The sequence below is a fragment of the Methylobrevis albus genome (assembly GCF_015904235.1).
GTDB lineage: Bacteria > Pseudomonadota > Alphaproteobacteria > Rhizobiales > Pleomorphomonadaceae > Methylobrevis_A > Methylobrevis_A albus.
In genome coordinates this window covers 351948-366718 of record NZ_JADZLT010000050.1, presented here as the reverse complement: position 1 = coordinate 366718, position 14771 = coordinate 351948, and the positions used below count along the sequence as shown (strand labels likewise).

General features: G+C 70.7%; 14 protein-coding genes. 5 read left to right on the top strand and 9 right to left on the bottom strand.

Annotated features, from left to right (window positions below; translation table 11 throughout):
* Nucleotides 1-71 precede the first annotated feature (71 nt).
* Nucleotides 72-1145: an ABC transporter ATP-binding protein gene (locus I5731_RS11425; protein ID WP_197311503.1), complete on the bottom strand. Its 1074-nt coding sequence runs from the start codon at nt 1143-1145 to the stop codon at nt 72-74.
* 33 nt (nt 1146-1178) lie between these two features.
* Nucleotides 1179-1949 carry an SDR family NAD(P)-dependent oxidoreductase gene (locus I5731_RS11420; protein ID WP_197311502.1) on the bottom strand — a complete coding sequence of 257 codons (771 nt, stop codon included), beginning with the start codon at nt 1947-1949 and terminating at the stop codon, nt 1179-1181.
* Nucleotides 1950-2158: 209 nt separating this feature from the next.
* On the opposite strand from I5731_RS11420, the gene I5731_RS11415 reads away from it, so the two are divergent.
* The 4 genes from I5731_RS11415 to I5731_RS11400 are packed head-to-tail and all read left to right on the top strand — an operon-like array spanning nt 2159 to nt 5782.
* A complete protein-coding gene (locus I5731_RS11415; RefSeq protein ID WP_197311501.1) occupies nt 2159-2983 on the top strand; it encodes a DeoR/GlpR family DNA-binding transcription regulator in 825 nt (274 codons plus the stop codon).
* Between the two features lie 35 nt (nt 2984-3018).
* The gene (locus I5731_RS11410; RefSeq protein ID WP_235981721.1) at nt 3019-3690 is read left to right on the top strand and encodes a cysteine hydrolase family protein; all 672 of its coding nucleotides are present in this window, start codon (nt 3019-3021) and stop codon (nt 3688-3690) included.
* Nucleotides 3687-4331, top strand: coding sequence for a cysteine hydrolase family protein (locus I5731_RS11405; RefSeq protein WP_328838661.1), 645 nt, complete (start codon nt 3687-3689; stop codon nt 4329-4331). Before I5731_RS11410 ends, I5731_RS11405 begins: the two co-directional genes overlap by 4 nt.
* A complete protein-coding gene (locus I5731_RS11400; protein WP_197311499.1) occupies nt 4328-5782 on the top strand; it encodes an allophanate hydrolase in 1455 nt (484 codons plus the stop codon). The genes I5731_RS11405 and I5731_RS11400 overlap by 4 nt, the downstream gene beginning before the upstream one ends.
* A gap of 19 nt (nt 5783-5801) precedes the next feature.
* Here the strand turns inward: I5731_RS11400 and I5731_RS11395 are convergent, their stop codons facing one another.
* The 7 genes from I5731_RS11395 to I5731_RS11365 all read right to left on the bottom strand — a co-directional run bounded on the left by I5731_RS11395 (nt 5802) and on the right by I5731_RS11365 (nt 13676).
* Entirely contained in the window at nt 5802-6572 is a 771-nt protein-coding gene (locus tag I5731_RS11395; RefSeq protein WP_197311498.1) for a FadR/GntR family transcriptional regulator, read from the bottom strand.
* Between the two features lie 81 nt (nt 6573-6653).
* Nucleotides 6654-7760 (bottom strand): four-carbon acid sugar kinase family protein, encoded by a 1107-nt coding sequence (locus I5731_RS11390; protein ID WP_197311497.1) that lies wholly within the window; start codon nt 7758-7760, stop codon nt 6654-6656.
* The gene (locus tag I5731_RS11385; protein WP_197311496.1) at nt 7757-8794 is read right to left on the bottom strand and encodes an ABC transporter ATP-binding protein; all 1038 of its coding nucleotides are present in this window, start codon (nt 8792-8794) and stop codon (nt 7757-7759) included. Before I5731_RS11385 ends, I5731_RS11390 begins: the two co-directional genes overlap by 4 nt.
* Nucleotides 8791-9864: an ABC transporter ATP-binding protein gene (locus I5731_RS11380; protein WP_197311495.1), complete on the bottom strand. Its 1074-nt coding sequence runs from the start codon at nt 9862-9864 to the stop codon at nt 8791-8793. The genes I5731_RS11385 and I5731_RS11380 overlap by 4 nt, the downstream gene beginning before the upstream one ends.
* Complete coding sequence (locus tag I5731_RS11375) at nt 9861-10814, bottom strand: ABC transporter permease (RefSeq protein ID WP_197311494.1); 954 nt, start codon at nt 10812-10814, stop codon at nt 9861-9863. The genes I5731_RS11380 and I5731_RS11375 overlap by 4 nt, the downstream gene beginning before the upstream one ends.
* 13 nt (nt 10815-10827) lie before the next feature.
* Nucleotides 10828-11784 carry an ABC transporter permease gene (locus tag I5731_RS11370; RefSeq protein WP_197311493.1) on the bottom strand — a complete coding sequence of 319 codons (957 nt, stop codon included), beginning with the start codon at nt 11782-11784 and terminating at the stop codon, nt 10828-10830.
* 257 nt (nt 11785-12041) lie between these two features.
* A complete protein-coding gene (locus tag I5731_RS11365; protein ID WP_197311492.1) occupies nt 12042-13676 on the bottom strand; it encodes an ABC transporter substrate-binding protein in 1635 nt (544 codons plus the stop codon).
* Nucleotides 13677-13953: 277 nt separating this feature from the next.
* On the opposite strand from I5731_RS11365, the gene I5731_RS11360 reads away from it, so the two are divergent.
* Nucleotides 13954-14757: an SDR family NAD(P)-dependent oxidoreductase gene (locus tag I5731_RS11360; RefSeq protein WP_197311491.1), complete on the top strand. Its 804-nt coding sequence runs from the start codon at nt 13954-13956 to the stop codon at nt 14755-14757.
* Nucleotides 14758-14771 lie beyond the last annotated feature (14 nt).

Genomic DNA, 14771 nt, shown 5'->3' with positions numbered 1-14771 from the left:
GGCGGGGTCGGGAGGGGTAACGGCCTCACCGCACTCCGAAGAACGCGCCGACCTTCAAGCAAAGCACCCCCTCACCCCACCCGCTTCCCCGTCTCCACCTCGAACAGATGCACCCCGTCCGCCTCTACCGTCAGCCCGACCGCCCCCTCCGCCGGCGGCCGGCCGGAATGACCCTGGGCGAGGACCTCGGTCCCTGCAATCGCGACGTGGTGGATGGCGTGGTTGCCGAGTTCCTCGCTGAACCGGTAGCTGCCGGTGAGGTGCGGGGCAGCCCCAGTGGCGGTGATGGCGACGCCCTCGGCGCGCAGGCCCGCCACGATCGGCTTGCCGGCGCGCGCGGCGCCGAGTGGCCGGGGCAGGGGGATGACGCCGCCGCCCGGCACCACCACGGCGCCGCCGTCGTCGTGCACCACGCCACTCAGGAAACTCATCGGTGTCGCGCCGACGAAGCTCGCGACATAGCGGCTCGCCGGGCGGTGGTAGATGTCGGCCGGCGTGCCGACCTGCTCGATCAGCCCGGTGTTCATCACCACAATGCGGTCGGCGAGCGTCATCGCCTCGACCTGGTCGTGCGTCACGAACACCGAGGTGACGCCGATGCGCCGGTGCAGGTCGCGGATTTCCGCGCGCATCTGCACGCGCAGCTTGGCGTCGAGGTTGGACAGCGGCTCGTCGAACAGGAACACCTTCGGCCGGCGCACGATGGCGCGGGCCATCGCCACGCGCTGGCGCTGGCCGCCGGAGAGTTCCGCGGGCTTGCGCTCCATGTAGTCGCCGAGCCCGACGACGCGGGCGGCTTCCGCGACGCGCGCCTGCTGCTCGGCCTTCGGCGTGCCGGCGACGCGCAGCGGATAGGCGATGTTGCCGGCGACGGTGAGGTGCGGATAGAGCGCGTAGTTCTGGAACACCATCGCGATCTCGCGCCGGCGCGGCGGCAGGTGCGTCACCTCCGCCCCGTCGATCAGGATGGTGCCGGCCGAGGCGTCCTCCAGACCGGCGATCATCCTGAGCAGCGTGGACTTGCCGCAGCCCGACGGGCCGAGGATGACAATGAACTCGCCGCGCGCGACTTCGAGGTCGACGCCGCGCACGACTTCGGTCCGGCCATAGGTTTTGCGCACGCCCGAAAGGCCGAGACCCTGCATCCGATCATCCTTGCTCGCCGCGGTCCGCCGCGGTCAGTCCATGCGCACGCCGCCGGTGATGTTGATGCCCTGGCCCGTCATGAAGCGGGCGCCGTCCGAGGCGAGGAAGGTGACGACGTCGGCGACGTCCTCCGGCTCCTCGATCCGCCCGAGCGGCGTCATCGCGACGTACTCCGCGAATACCGCTTCCGGCGTCATGCCGCGCAGTTCCGCCTCCCAGAGGATCTCGCGGTCCTGCATCGAGGTGCGCACGAAGCCCGGGCAGACGCAGTTGACGCGGATGCCGTGCGGCGCCATCTCGCGCGCCAGCGCCTGGGTCCAGCCGAACACGGCGAACTTCGACGCCGAGTAATGCGCGAGCAGCGGCGCGCCGACCTTGGCGGCGAGCGATGCGGTGTTGATGATGCAGCCGGCGTGGCCGGCCGCGAGAAAGTGCCGAACGGCCGCCTGGTTGGTGAGGAACACGCCGCGGGCGTTGACGTCGAAGTTGAAGTCCCACTCCTCGTCGGTGAGGTCGACCGCCTTGCGCATGGTCGAGACGCCGGCATTGGCACAGAGGACGTCGATCCGCCCGAGCGTCTCGATCGCCGCGGCGAAGGCATCGCCGACGCTCGCCCGCAGGCGCACGTCGCAGCCGAGGCCGAAGGCGCCGGGCGCAAGCGTCGCCGCCGTCGCGGCGGCCTTGTCCGCGTCGAGGTCGAGGATCGCGACCCGTGCGCCGAGCCGGTCGAAGGCGCGCGCGATCGCCGCGCCGATGCCGGTCGCGCCGCCGGTCACCACCACCGTCTTGCCCGTGAAGCTCATCTCGCCGCCCCGTTCTTGCTGCCGCGCCGCCGGCGGGCGGCGTCGTGGGAATCGTTTGCGCCGAACGTTCGATTGCCGGCGTGCGGCGCACAATATTTATCAAATCAGAACAAGAAACAACCTTCTCGAACAAATCGCGGAGTGCTAGCGTCCTCGTCGAAGCAAGCGCGATGCCGGGGAGCACCGCGCCCGGGGGCGGAGCCACGGCATTGACGACGAGCGAACGGCAGGCGCGCAAGACCGGCGGGCGGATCCCCGCCCCGGTGCGCCATGCCCGCATCATGGAAGCCTTCGCCGCCGACGGCTTCATCTCCGTCACCGACGTCGCACGCGACATCGGCGTCTCGCCGATGACGATCCGCCGCGACCTCGCGATCCTCGGCCGCGACGGCCTGCTCACCCGCACCTACGGCGGCGCCGTCGGGCCGGGCGAGGCGGAACGCCTGCTCGATGACGGCCCGCTGTTCGACCAGCGCATGGCGCAGAACGCCGCCGCCAAGCGCGGCATCGCCCGCGCCGCGGCAGCGCTGGTGCAGCGGCGCGAATCGGTCGGCCTCGATGTCGGCACCTCGGTGCTGGCGCTGGCGGGCGAACTCGCCGGCCGCGCCGACCTGCGTCTCTTCACCAACAACGTCCGCGCCGCGACCACGCTCGCCGGCGGCGGCAGCCCGGTCTACATCCTCGGCGGCGAGGTGCGCGTGCCGGAAATGTCGGTCGTCGGGGCGAGCGCGGTGCAGCAGCTGCGCACGCTGTTCCTCGACCGCGTCTTCATCGGCGTCTCCGGCATCAGCGAGCTCGGCATCTTCGACTTCTCGCCCGAGGACACCGAGGTGAAGCGGGCCTTCCTCGAGATCGCCGGCTGCGTCGTCGTCGTCTGCGACGCCTCGAAGTTCCAGCGCCGCGCCGTCGCCCGCATTGCCGGCCTCGACGCCGTCGACATCCTCGTCACCGACGCCGCCCCGCCCCCGGCGCTCGCCGCCGCCCTCGCCGAGGCCGACGTGCGCGTCATCGTCACCGCCCCGGCGGCGCCGTGACCGTGGTCGTGGCCCGGATGCCTGCGGAAACCCCCATGACTTCTCCCTTCTGGCCCGGCGCGGCCCCGAAGTCCCGCGGCGCCGTCGCGCTGGTGGTCATCGACATGCAGGTCGATTTCTGTGCCCCCGGCGGTTGGATCGACCAGCTCGGCGAGGATGTTTCCGCCACCCGCGCGGTGATCCCGGCGATCGCCCGGGTGCTTGGCGCCGCGCGCGAGGCCGGCATCCACGTCGTCCACACCCGCGAGGGTCACCAGCCCGACCTTTCCGACCTGCCCGCCAACAAGCAGTGGCGCACCCGCGTGCACGGCCTCGGCATCGGCGACGCCGGCCGTGACGGCCGCATCCTCGTGCGCGGTGAGCCGGGCTTCGAGATCGTGCCGGAGCTCGCGCCCGTGGCGGGCGAACTCGTCATCGACAAGCCCGGCAAGTCGGGCTTCCACGCCACGACGCTGGAAGACGACCTGCACCGGCTCGGCGTCACCCATCTCGTCATCACCGGCGTCACCTCGGACTGCTGCGTGCAGTCGACCTTCCGCGACGCCTTCGAACGCGGCTTTGCCGCCGCCGTCCTCGAGGACTGCACGGCAGCGGTGGAACTGCCGAACCACGCTGCGACGATCGAGATCCTGAAGGCGGACGGCGGCCGCTGGGGCCGGGTGTCGGACACCAGAGGCTTCCTCGCAGCGCTGGAGGCGCTCGGGTGACCGATCTTGAAGCTCCCGCCCGCGCCGGCGCGCTGCCGCCCGTCGACGCCGCGCCCTACGCCTTTCCCTTCGACGGCAGGTGGTCGGCCGCCGACACGGCACTGCTGCTGCTTGGCTTCCAGGCCGGCGCGGTGCAGGCGCTCAACGCCGGTGATGCGGTCACCGTCGCCACCGACCTTCTCGCCGCGGCCCGCCGCGCAGGCATTGCCGTCATCCATGTCCGCCGCGGCGCGGCCGAAGGCGCGGCTCGCGGCGTCGCGGGCGTCGCACCCGACGCGCCGGTTACCGGCTCGCCGGCCTGGGCACTGGTGCCGGCGCTCGCCGCGAGGGAGGGGGACCTCGTCCTCGATGTCCCCGGCGACCAGGCCTTCCGCGCCCCCGCGCTCGAAGGCGTCCTGACCACCTCCGGCATCCGCAACCTGATCGTCGCCGGTCTGCCGACCGACGGCCTCGTGCACGCCTCGATGCGCGCCGCCAACGACCGCGGCCTCGAGTGCCTCGTCGTCGCCGACGCCTCGGCCGGCACCACCCCCGCCCGCCACGCCGCCCAGCTGCGCATCACCACCTTCGGCAACGGCCTGTTCGGCACGGTTGCGCCCGCCGCCGCCGTGATCGCCGCGCTTTCGAGGACCACTCCATGACCGCCTTCGCCACCCGGGCCGCCGCCCTGGCCGCCGCTCCGACGCCGGTGCACCCGGTCTCCGGCCCCAGCCTCGACCTCGCCAGCCTCCGCGCCGCCTATGCCGATGGCACGCTGACGCCGACGGCCGTGGTGAACCTCGTCTACGACCGCATCGAGGCGCGCGGCGACGACCACGTCTGGATCCATCTGGTACCGCGCGCCGAGGCGCTGGCCGCGGCGGCGCAGCTCGAAGCGGAGGGGCTGCAGGGTCGGCCGCTCTGGGGCGTGCCGTTCTCGATCAAGGACTGCAACGACGTCGTCGGTCTGCCGACCACCAACGCGCTGCCCGAGGGGGCCTATGTGGCCGCGACGACCGGGCAGGCGGTCACGCGGCTGTTCGCCGCCGGCGCGCTGCTCGTCGGCAAGACCAACATGGACCAGTTCGGCATCGGCCTCGTCGGCATGCGCACGCCCTATGGCGCCTGCTCGTCGGTGTTCGGCGAGGAGTTCATCTCGGGCGGCTCGTCGTCCGGCTCCGGCGTCTCGGTCGCCGCCGGCCTCGTCAGCTTCTCGATCGGCAACGACGCCGCCGGCTCCGGCCGTGTGCCGGCCGCCTTCAACAATATCGTCGGCATCAAGCCGACCCCCGGCCTCGTCTCCAACGCCTGTGTCAGCGGCGGCGGCTGCGTGAAGACGATCGAGACGCTGTCGGTGTTCGCCCTCACCGTGCCCGACGGCATGGCGCTGCTGCAGCTGATCGCCGGATATGATGCGAGCTATCCGTTCTCGAAGCCCGAGGCCGATGCGGTGGCGCTCGATCCGGAAACGCCGCCGACGGCGTTCCGCTTCGGCGTGCCTGCCGGCGACGCGCTGCGCTTCTTTGGCGATGCAGAGGCGGAACGCCTGTTCGCCGAAGCGGTCGCGCGCTTCGAGGCGATGGGCGGCACGGCGGTGCCCGTCGACTTCGCCCCCTTCGAGGAAACCCAAAAAATCCTCTACGACGGGCCGTGGATCGCCGAGCGGGCGCTGACCCTCGACCCCGTCCTCGCCCGCCACCGCGACGCGATCCACCCCGTCACGCGGCAGATCCTCGAAAAGAGCGCCGACTTCTCCGCCGCCGACACCTTCCGCGCCATCCACCGCATTGCCGAGCTGAAATGCGCGGTGCGGCCGGTCTGGGACGACGTCGCCTTCATCCTCGTGCCGACGACGCCGACAATCTACCGCAAGGCGGAGATCGCGGCCGATCCGATCGCGCTCAACGCCAAGCTCGGCATCTACACGAACTTCGTCAACCTGATGGGCCTCTGCGGCATCGCGGTGCCGGCCGGCTTCCGCGCCGACGGCCTGCCGCTCGGCGTCACGCTGCTCGCGCCCGGCTTTGCCGAGGCGCGCATCGCCGGCCACGCGGCGAATTTCCACCGCGCCACCGGCCTGACGCTGGGGGCCACCGGCGCGCCGCAGCCGTAGGCCGTACCAGGAGCGCCGCTTAGTCCCGCGCCAGCGCGAGGTCGACCATCTGGCCGCCGAACAGCCGGTCGCGCGAGCCTTCGAGATGCCGGCGCATCGCCTCGCGCGCCGCATCGGAATTGCCGGCCTCGATGTCGAGATAGATGCGCTGGTGCTCCTCGAACACCCTTTCCAGCTGCGGCCCCGGTCCCATCAGCGTCTGGCCGTGCAGGTGCATGCCGACGGCGATGTGCTGGCGCAGGGCGTCGAGCGCCGAGGTGTAATAGTGGTTGTTCGCCGCCTCGCTGACGGCGCGGTGGAACATGAAGTCGGCGTCCTCGCGGTGATGCCGGTGCTTGGTCGCGTCGCTCAGCAGGTTGAGCGCCTCGGCGAGCCGGGCGAGCGAGGCCTTGTCGCGGCGCAGCGCTGCGAAATAGGCGCCGTCGGCCTCGATCGACAGCCGGAATTCGTAGCAGCGGTAGAGGTCGGCGATGGTGCCGACGGGGGCGAACGCCAGCACCGGGCTCGTCGGCCGCTGCGCGCGCACGAAGCTGCCCGAGCCCTGGCGCGAATAGATCAGCCCTTCCTCCCGCAGCCGGCCCAGCGCGTCGCGCAGGATCGGCCGCGACACGCCGAACTTCGCCGAAAGCTCGTGCTCGCCAGGCAACTTGCTTTCGGGCGGATACTCGCCCTGGGTGATCGCCGATTTCAGGGCGCCGTAGACGCGGTCGCCCAGCTTGCGTCCGCCCGTCGGCGCCAGCATCGCGGCGCCGGCTTCTCCGGGGGAGCGGGTCGGGCGGTCAGCCTCCATCTTGTCCTCGTCCTCTGCTCTCGGGCGGCGCCGACTTGTCAAGGCGGGCGGCGGGCGGCTTGACAACCGGCCGGTGCCGGCTCAGGCGTCCACGGGGACAAATCGCTCCGGTTCCTTGGAAAACAAGGCCGAAAGCGCATCGTCCGCCCCGAATCCCCCCGACTTGACAACACACCACAGGCGACGCCCGTTCGGCAAGCGCAGCCACATCCACGGCAGGCCGGGGAGCACCTCGCCGCCGGGGGCGAGCACCCCCGCGCCGAGTTGCCGGAACACCGCGAACGCCGTATCGCCGCCCCCGGTGACGAGCGCCTCGGGCGAGGCGGCCGCCACCCAGTCGGCGACGCCGGCGGCGAACCGCGCGGCGACGTCGTCCGGGTCGGCGGCCGTGCCGGCCGCGCCGTCGGTGCAGCGCAGCACCAGCGGCAGACCGGCCGGGGGTGGCGGCAGCGCGCCGTCCGGCGCGTCGACCACGGCGATGCCGCGGCCGAGCGACAGCCTCTCGATCTGCACCGCGGTGATCGGGTCGCGCGAGCCGATGGCGAACAGCGTGGTCCGGCTGGCGATCGGCGCAGGAGCCGGCGCCGCAACGTCGCCCGGCTCACCGCCGGCTCGCTCGGACGCGAGCTTGCGCGCCAGCGCCGCGCCGAGACCCCGCGCGCCCGCGGCAAGGTCGCCGGTTCGGAGATTCTCCACGACGGCATCGAGTTCGGCCGCACTGGCCGCGTCGGCGACATCGACCCGGACGCCCGGCGCGGCAAAGGCGGCGGCGATGTCGATCGGCGCCGCGACGCCGCGGCCGACGACAGAGCCGGCCTCGGTCCGGCGCCCCTGTTCCGGCACGGCGGGCGCGGCGACGATCCGCGCCGCGCCGATCACGCCGAGGATCGCGGCGCATTCGGCGGCGACGTTGCCCTTCAGGCGCGAGTCGACCTTCTTCAGGAACCGCGCGGGCGCGGCCGCGAGCAGCCGCTGCGCCGTGGCCGCCGCAACCTCGGCGGCGGCAGGCGGATCGAGCGCGCGCGAATTGGTGGAGACGGCTATCACCTCCGGCGCTTCGCCGAGCGCCGCGTCGAGGTGGTCCGGCCCGATCGCCACCCGCACCTTGAACCCGAGCGCCGCGAACGGGCTCGCGGTATCGAGCGCGCCGGTGAGATCGTCGGCGATGATGGCGAGCAGGAGGCTCACGACGGCAGGCCGGGCGCCGGGTCGGGGCCGGCGAAGTGGCAGGCGACGTGGTGGTTTGGCCGCACCTCGCGCCACTCCGGCACGGCGCTGCGGCAGATCTCCTGCGCCATCGGGCAGCGGGTGTGGAAGCGGCAGCCCGGCGGCGGGTCGAGCGGGCTCGGCACGTCGCCCTCGAGGATCTGCCGCTTGCGGCTGCGCTCGACCACCGGATCGGCCTCCGGCACCGCCGAGAGCAGCGCCCGCGTATAGGGGTGCAGCGGCATGCGGAACAGGTCTTCCGACGGCGCGAGTTCGGCGAAGCGGCCGAGGTACATTACCGCGACGCGCGTCGAGATGTGGCGCACCACGGCGAGGTCGTGCGCGATGAAGAGGTAGGTGAGGCCGTATTTCTCCTGCAGGTCCTGCAGCAGGTTGATGATCTGCGCCTGCACCGAGACGTCGAGCGCCGAGATCGCCTCGTCGCAGACGATGAAGCGCGGCCGGCAGCCGAGCGCCCGGGCGATCACCACGCGCTGGCGCTGGCCGCCCGACAGCTCGTGCGGATAGCGCGAGGCGAAGCGCGCCGGCAGGCCGACGTCGGCGAGCAGCTGCTCCACCACTTTGGCCACGGTCTTCCGCGTCGCATGGCCGTGGTGCAGGATCGGCGCGGCGAGTTCCTCGCCGACCGTCATGCGCGGGTTGAGCGTCGAATAGGGATCCTGGAACACGATCTGCAGGTCGGCGCGCAGCGGCCGCAGTTCCTTTTCCGACAGCTTCGCGAGATCGCGGCCGCCATAGAGGATTTCGCCCGCGGTCGGGGTCTGCAATCTCAGCACGGTGGTGCCGGCGGTGGACTTGCCGCAGCCGGATTCGCCGACGAGGCTCAGCGTTTCGCCCTCGAAGACGTCGAAGGTGATGCCGTCGAGCGCGTGCACCGTCGCGCCGCGCTCGCCGAAGGCGCCGAGCCGCACGTTGAAGTGCTTGACGAGGCCGCGGATGCTGAGGATCGGCTCCGGCGCACCGGGGAGCGTCGTGGTGGGTTCGGCGAGGCTCATCGGGCGGGCTCCGCGGCTGCAATGGCGCGGTCGGCGCCGTTGACGGCATGGCAGGCGACCCGGTGGCCCGGGCGGGCGCCGGCGGCGGCGAGCAGCGGCGGCATCGTGTCGTCGCAGACGGCGAGCCGCGCCGGGCAGCGCGGCGCGAACGGGCAACCCTTCGGCCGCCGGCCGGGTTCGGGCGGCGTGCCGCCGATCGAGGCGAGCCGCTCGGCCTTGTCGCCCTCGTGGGTCAGCTTCGGGATCGAGGCGAGCAGGCCGCGGGTATAGGGATGCAGCGGCTCGGCGTAGAGCGCGTCGACCGGCGCGTCCTCGGCGACCGTGCCGGCGTAGAGCACCATCACCCGGTCGACCAGCCCGGCGAGCAGGGCGAGGTCGTGGGTGATCCAGATCACCGACATGCCGAGCCGGGCTTTCAGCGACTTCACGAGGTCGACGATCTGCGCCTGGATCGTCACGTCGAGCGCCGTGGTCGGCTCGTCGGCGATCAGCAGCTTCGGCTCGCAGGCAAGGCCGATCGCGATCATCACGCGCTGGCGCATGCCGCCCGAAAGCTCGTGCGGATAGTTGTCGAGCCGGGCTTCCGCGCCGGGCAGGCCGACGAGGCGGAGCAGGTCGCCGGCGCGCTTGCGCGCCTCGGCCCGTTTCATGCCGCGGTGGTAGATCAGCGGCTCCATCAGCTGCTCGCCGATCCGCATCACCGGGTTGAGCGAGGTCATCGGGTCCTGGAACACGAAGCCGATCTCGCCGCCGCGGATCGCGCGCAGCTCGCGTTTCGACGCCTTGATCAGATCCTTGCCGCCGAAGCGGGCGCTGCCGCCGACCACCTTGATGCGGTTCGGCAGCAGCCCGACGAGGCTCATCATCGAGAGGCTCTTGCCGCACCCGGACTCGCCGACGACGCCGAGCGTCTCGCCTTCGGCGACGTGGAACGAGATGCCGTCGACGATGGTCGCCGCGCCGTAGCGGCCGTCGATCTCGACGGTGAGACCATCGACGGAAAGGATCGGCGGGCGCGCGGGCGCGCTCTCGGGCACGGCGGCGACGGGATGGGCGGGCGCGGCGTTCATTTCGTGCCTCGCGGATTGAGCGCATCGTTGAGACCGTCGCCGAGGAACGAGAAGGCGACGGTGGCGAGGCCGAGCACGATGGCGGGTGCGGCGAGCAGGTGCGGATAGTGTTGCCAGACCCGCAGCCCGTCCGAGATCATGTTGCCCCAGCTCGGCATCGGCGGGTTGACGCCGACGCCGAGGAACGAGAAGGCGCTTTCGAGCACCATTGCCGTGCCGAGGCCGGCGCTGACCGCGACGATCAGCGGCCCGACCGCGTTCGGCACGATGTAACGCGTCAGGATGGTCCAGGTCGGCAGGCCGAGCGCCCGCGCCGCGGTGACATAGGGCCGGTTGCGGATCGACAGCACCTGCGCCCGCACCAGCCGCGCATAGGGCGGCCAGGTGATCAGCGCCATCGAGCCGAACACCAGGATGAAGTCGATCCAGATCGAGTTGCGGTAGATCGGGTTGAGCGTCTCGAGATACTGCGCCTCCATCCAGTTGGCGAGGCGCGGCTTCAGCGACGTGTTGATCACCACGACGAGCAGGAGGTTCGGGATCGACATGGTGACGTCGGTCAGCCACATCACCGCCGCATCCAGCCAGCCGCCGAAATAGCCGGCGAGCGCGCCGAGCACGATGCCGATCACCATCGCGATCACCGTCACCACGATCGCGACCAGCGTCGCCGTGCGGGCGCCGTAGATGACGCGGCTGAGCACGTCGCGGCCGAGATCGTCGGTGCCGAGCGGATGGGCGAGCGACGGCGCGAGGTTGCGCGCGTCGATGTTCTGGCTGAGGAAGTCGTAGGGCGTCAGCCAGGGGCCGAACACGGCGACGAAAAGCAGCACGGCGATGAGGGCGAGCCCCACCATCGCCAGCTTGTTGCGGGCGAGGCGGCGCCAGGCGTCGGCCCACAGGCTGACCGGCGGCTCGATCGCCTGGGGGAGAACGGCGGAGGCGGTCATCGGGGGCCCTCCCTCACTTCGTGGCGCGCGCGTCGGTCGCGCGCGGATCGAGCAGCGGGTAGACGACGTCGACGAGCAGGTTCGAGGCCATCACCAGGAACGAGCCGATCAGCGTGATCGCCAGGATGACCGGATAGTCGTTGTTGAGCAGGGCCGAGACCGTGAGCCGGCCGAGGCCGGGCAGGCCGAACACCAGCTCGACGAAGATCGCACCGTTGACGATGGTGATCATGATCAGGCCGAGCTGGGTCACCACCGGCGTCAGCACCGGGCGCAGGATGTGGCGCAGCGCGACCGCGAGTTCCGGCACGCCCTTCGCCCGCGCGGTGCGGACATAGTCCTCCGTCATCACCTCGATCACCGCGGCGCGGGTCTGCCGGATGATCAGCGCGATCGGCTGGAACGCGAGCACGAGCAGCGGCAGGATGATGCGCACGTCGAAGAGGCCGCCCCAGCCGTAGGGCACGGTGATGTCCGGCAGCAGCACGATGAGCAGCACCATCAGCAGCGGGCCGGCGACATAGGCCGGGATCGCCCACAGGAACAGCGCCGAGCCGAGGATCGCGTAGTCGAGCGCGGTGTTCTGCTTCAGCGCCGCGAGCACGCCGAGCGGGATCGCCACCACCGCGGTGAGCAGGATCGCGAGCAGCCCGAGCTGGGCCGAGACGGGCGCTGCCGCCGAGATCATCCGCCAGACCGAGCGGCCCGACACCAGCGAATTGCCGAAATTGCCCTGCACGAGGTTCAGCACGTAGTTGCCGAACTGGACGAGGAACGGCTGGTTCAGCCCCGCCGCCTCGCGGATCGCCTCGATGCGGGCCGGGTTGTAGGCGACGTCGCCGGGCGCGCGCAGGAAGATCAGCTTGATCGGGTCGCCGGCGCCGTAGAAGGCGAGGGCATAGACGCCGAGCAGCACCAGGAGCACGGTCGGCACCCAGAGGACGAGGCGCCTGATGACGTAGCGCAGCATGGTGTGACGCCTCCCGGTCTGTCGCCTGCGGCAAGACCGCAGTTGGCCCGATAGCCTTCTCCCCTTGCGGGAGAAGGTGCCCGAAGGGCGGATGAGGGGTGAGAGCCCACCGGGGATGCCGGCGCAGGCGGATGCGCCGTGACCCCTCATCCGGCGCTTCGCGCCACCTTCTCCCGCAAGGGGAGAAGGGATTTTTCGATAGGCTTCCTCAAGGAACTTCGGCCGGCGCCTTAGAAAAAGGACGCCGGCCGCGATCGTCAGACCAGCTCGATGTTCCAGGGGTGGAAGACCTGCCAGTCGAGGTTCTTTTCCATGCCCTTGACGTTGGTCTTCGCCCACCGCGACATTGCCTGCTGGTACCAGGGGATGAAGCAGTAGTCGTCGCGGAACAGGCGCTGCGCCTTCTGCGCCAGCGCGATGCGATCGGGGTCGTCGGCGGCCTTCGCCGAGGCCTCGACCAGCAGCGCATCGATCTCGTCGTTCTTGTAGCCGCCGAGCTTGTTCTGCGCGTTCGAGGAGCCGGAATAGATCGAGCCCCAGAGGTAGTTCACCGCATCCGGCACGCGGGTGCCGACGTCGTCGCGGAAGATCTGCACATTGGCCTGATCCGGGCCGGAATAGCCGTCCTGCTGCGGCTTCATCTCCACGGCGGTGATGCCGAGGTTCTGGCGCCACTGCTCGGCCATGAACTGCGCCGCGGCCTCGTTGGCGGGCGAGGAAATGCCGACCATCATCAGCTTCGGCAGGCGTTCGGGGCCGCCGTAGCTCGACTCGGCGAGCAACTGCTTCGCCTGTTCCGGATCGTAGGGGTAGGGCTCGAACGCCTCGTCGACGCCCGGCACCGAGTTGAGGATCTGGTCGGTCTTCTGGTGCGGGCCGTTCGGGAACGACGCCTTGATCAGGCCGTTGCGGTCGACGGCGAGGATCAGCGCCTGGCGCACCTTCGGGTCGTCGAACGGCTTCTTCGACGGGTCCATCCAGAAATGCTGGCTGGTCGGGATGATCGGGCCGGCCGCGAAGTCCGCCCCGAGGTCCTCGATGATCGTCGAGGTGACGAGCTCGGTGTGGGCGTCGAACTCGCCGCTCTTGATCAGCGCCGTCGCCGTCACCGCGTCCTCGACGGTGCGGATCTCGACGCGGGTCAGCTTCGGCTTCGGGCCGAAGAAATTCTCGTTCGGCTCGAAGGCGAGCGTACCGCCGTCGATGTCGAGCTCGACGAGCTTGAACGGGCCGGAGAATACGCCGCCGGCATCCGGCGCCCACCACTCGGTCACTTCCTCGCCGTTGTCGTCGCGGGCCTCGGAGGCCTTGACGATCGGGGCGAGGTGGTTGGCGATGCGCATGAAGAAGATCGGGTCGGACGCGGTCAGCGTCACCACCACGGTGCGGTCGTCGGACGCGACGACGCCCTCGAGCTCGGTGCCCGAGCCGCCGGTGATCGCGTCATAGCCGACGACGCCGGCCAGCAGCTGGTTGATGCGCTGGTTCTTGGTCGAGGGCATCGCCGCGAGTTCCCACGAGCCCTTGACGTCGGCCGCGGTGATCGGGCTGCCGTCGGAGAACACGGCCTTCTCGTCGATGGTGAAGGTCCAGGTCTTGTCGTCGTCCGACGGCTCCCAGGTCGTGAAGACATAAGGATGCAGCTTGCTGTCGGCATCGAAATACATCGGCGCCGCCCACCACAGCGACGTCCAGCGCTGGTGTGCGCCGCCGCCGCGCAGCGGCGACCAGTCCATGTCGAACACGGGGTGCGCGACGCGCAGCACCTGGTCGGCCGCGGCCGCCGGACGAATGCCCGCGCCCATCGCCATCATTCCGCCGAGCGCCGTCGCGCTCATGAGCAGCGCGGTGCGCCGCGTGACCGCAAGGCGGTCGCCCTTGATCTGCGCCATTGTTGTTCCTCCCTCGTCGGCCCCTCCCACGCTCCTCCGCGAAGAGGCCAAAGGTGCGCCGGACGCGCAAGGCGCGGCGGACCGTGACGTCGGGCAGGATGACAGGAACCGCAGCCTTGTCAAGACAACCTGACATAACTCGCCTGTCCAGCCGCTGCACAGCATCTGAAACACCGATCTAACTTCGATATCCCCAACGAAAACAAAGGTAAATCGGGAAAATGGAGAAAAACGACATGTTACTTTCAGCTTGACAGGTGCGACATGCCCGCACAGGATGCCGCCCTGTGATCAGTTGTTCGGGAAGGGTGCGATCGTGGAAACGGGCCTGAAGGGAAAGACCTGCGTGATCTTCGGCGCGAGCTCGGGGATCGGCGCGGCGGTCGCCCGGCGTTTCGGGGCGCTCGGCGTGTCGGTGCTGGTGCACTACAACGCCAACGGCGCCGGCGCCGAGGCCGTGGTCGCCGCGATCCGCGACGCGGGCGGCACCGCGGACAGCATCGGCGGCGACATCGCCGACCCCGCAATCGCCTCGCACATCGTCGACGAGGCGCAGCGCCGGCTCGGGCGGCTCGACATCGTCATCAACAACGCCGGCACCATGTTCGGCCGCACGCCGATCGCCGACGCCACCGACGAGCAGTATCGCAACGTGATCGACCTCAACGTCGGCGGCGTGTTCTTCGCGTCGCGGCGCGCGGCGAAGATCATGTCGGAGCAGAAGTCCGGCACCATCATCAACACGACCTCGATCGCCGCCCGCACCGGCGGCGGCGACGGCGCCGGGCTCTACGGTTCGGCGAAAGCCTTCGTCTCGACGATCACCCGCGTGCTGGCGAAGGAACTCGCGCCGCACGGCGTGCGCGTCAACGCCGTCGCCCCCGGCGTGATCGCCACCAATTTCCACGAGGTCAACTCGACGCCGGCCCAGCTCGCCGCCGCGGTGAAGGGCATCCCGATGGGGCGCCTCGGCACCCCGGAGGACTGCATCGGCGCCTATCAGTTCCTCGCCGACGACACCTTGAGCGGCTACATCACCGGGCAGGTGATCGAGGTCAACGGCGGCCAGCTGATGCCGTGAGGCATGGGGAACAA

Excerpts from the sequence above, each read along its gene's own strand:
- I5731_RS11425 (WP_197311503.1), bottom strand. The coding sequence starts at position 1,145 with ATGCAGGGTCTCGGCCTTTCGGGCGTGCGCAAAACCTATGGCCGGACC.
- I5731_RS11420 (WP_197311502.1), bottom strand. The coding sequence starts at position 1,949 with ATGAGCTTCACGGGCAAGACGGTGGTGGTGACCGGCGGCGCGACCGGC.
- I5731_RS11410 (WP_235981721.1), top strand. The coding sequence starts at position 3,019 with ATGACTTCTCCCTTCTGGCCCGGCGCGGCCCCGAAGTCCCGCGGCGCC.
- I5731_RS11400 (WP_197311499.1), top strand. The coding sequence starts at position 4,328 with ATGACCGCCTTCGCCACCCGGGCCGCCGCCCTGGCCGCCGCTCCGACG.
- I5731_RS11395 (WP_197311498.1), bottom strand. The coding sequence starts at position 6,572 with ATGGAGGCTGACCGCCCGACCCGCTCCCCCGGAGAAGCCGGCGCCGCG.
- I5731_RS11385 (WP_197311496.1), bottom strand. The coding sequence starts at position 8,794 with ATGAGCCTCGCCGAACCCACCACGACGCTCCCCGGTGCGCCGGAGCCG.
- I5731_RS11380 (WP_197311495.1), bottom strand. The coding sequence starts at position 9,864 with ATGAACGCCGCGCCCGCCCATCCCGTCGCCGCCGTGCCCGAGAGCGCG.
- I5731_RS11375 (WP_197311494.1), bottom strand. The coding sequence starts at position 10,814 with ATGACCGCCTCCGCCGTTCTCCCCCAGGCGATCGAGCCGCCGGTCAGC.
- I5731_RS11370 (WP_197311493.1), bottom strand. The coding sequence starts at position 11,784 with ATGCTGCGCTACGTCATCAGGCGCCTCGTCCTCTGGGTGCCGACCGTG.
- I5731_RS11365 (WP_197311492.1), bottom strand. The coding sequence starts at position 13,676 with ATGGCGCAGATCAAGGGCGACCGCCTTGCGGTCACGCGGCGCACCGCG.
- I5731_RS11360 (WP_197311491.1), top strand. The coding sequence starts at position 13,954 with ATGCCGCCCTGTGATCAGTTGTTCGGGAAGGGTGCGATCGTGGAAACG.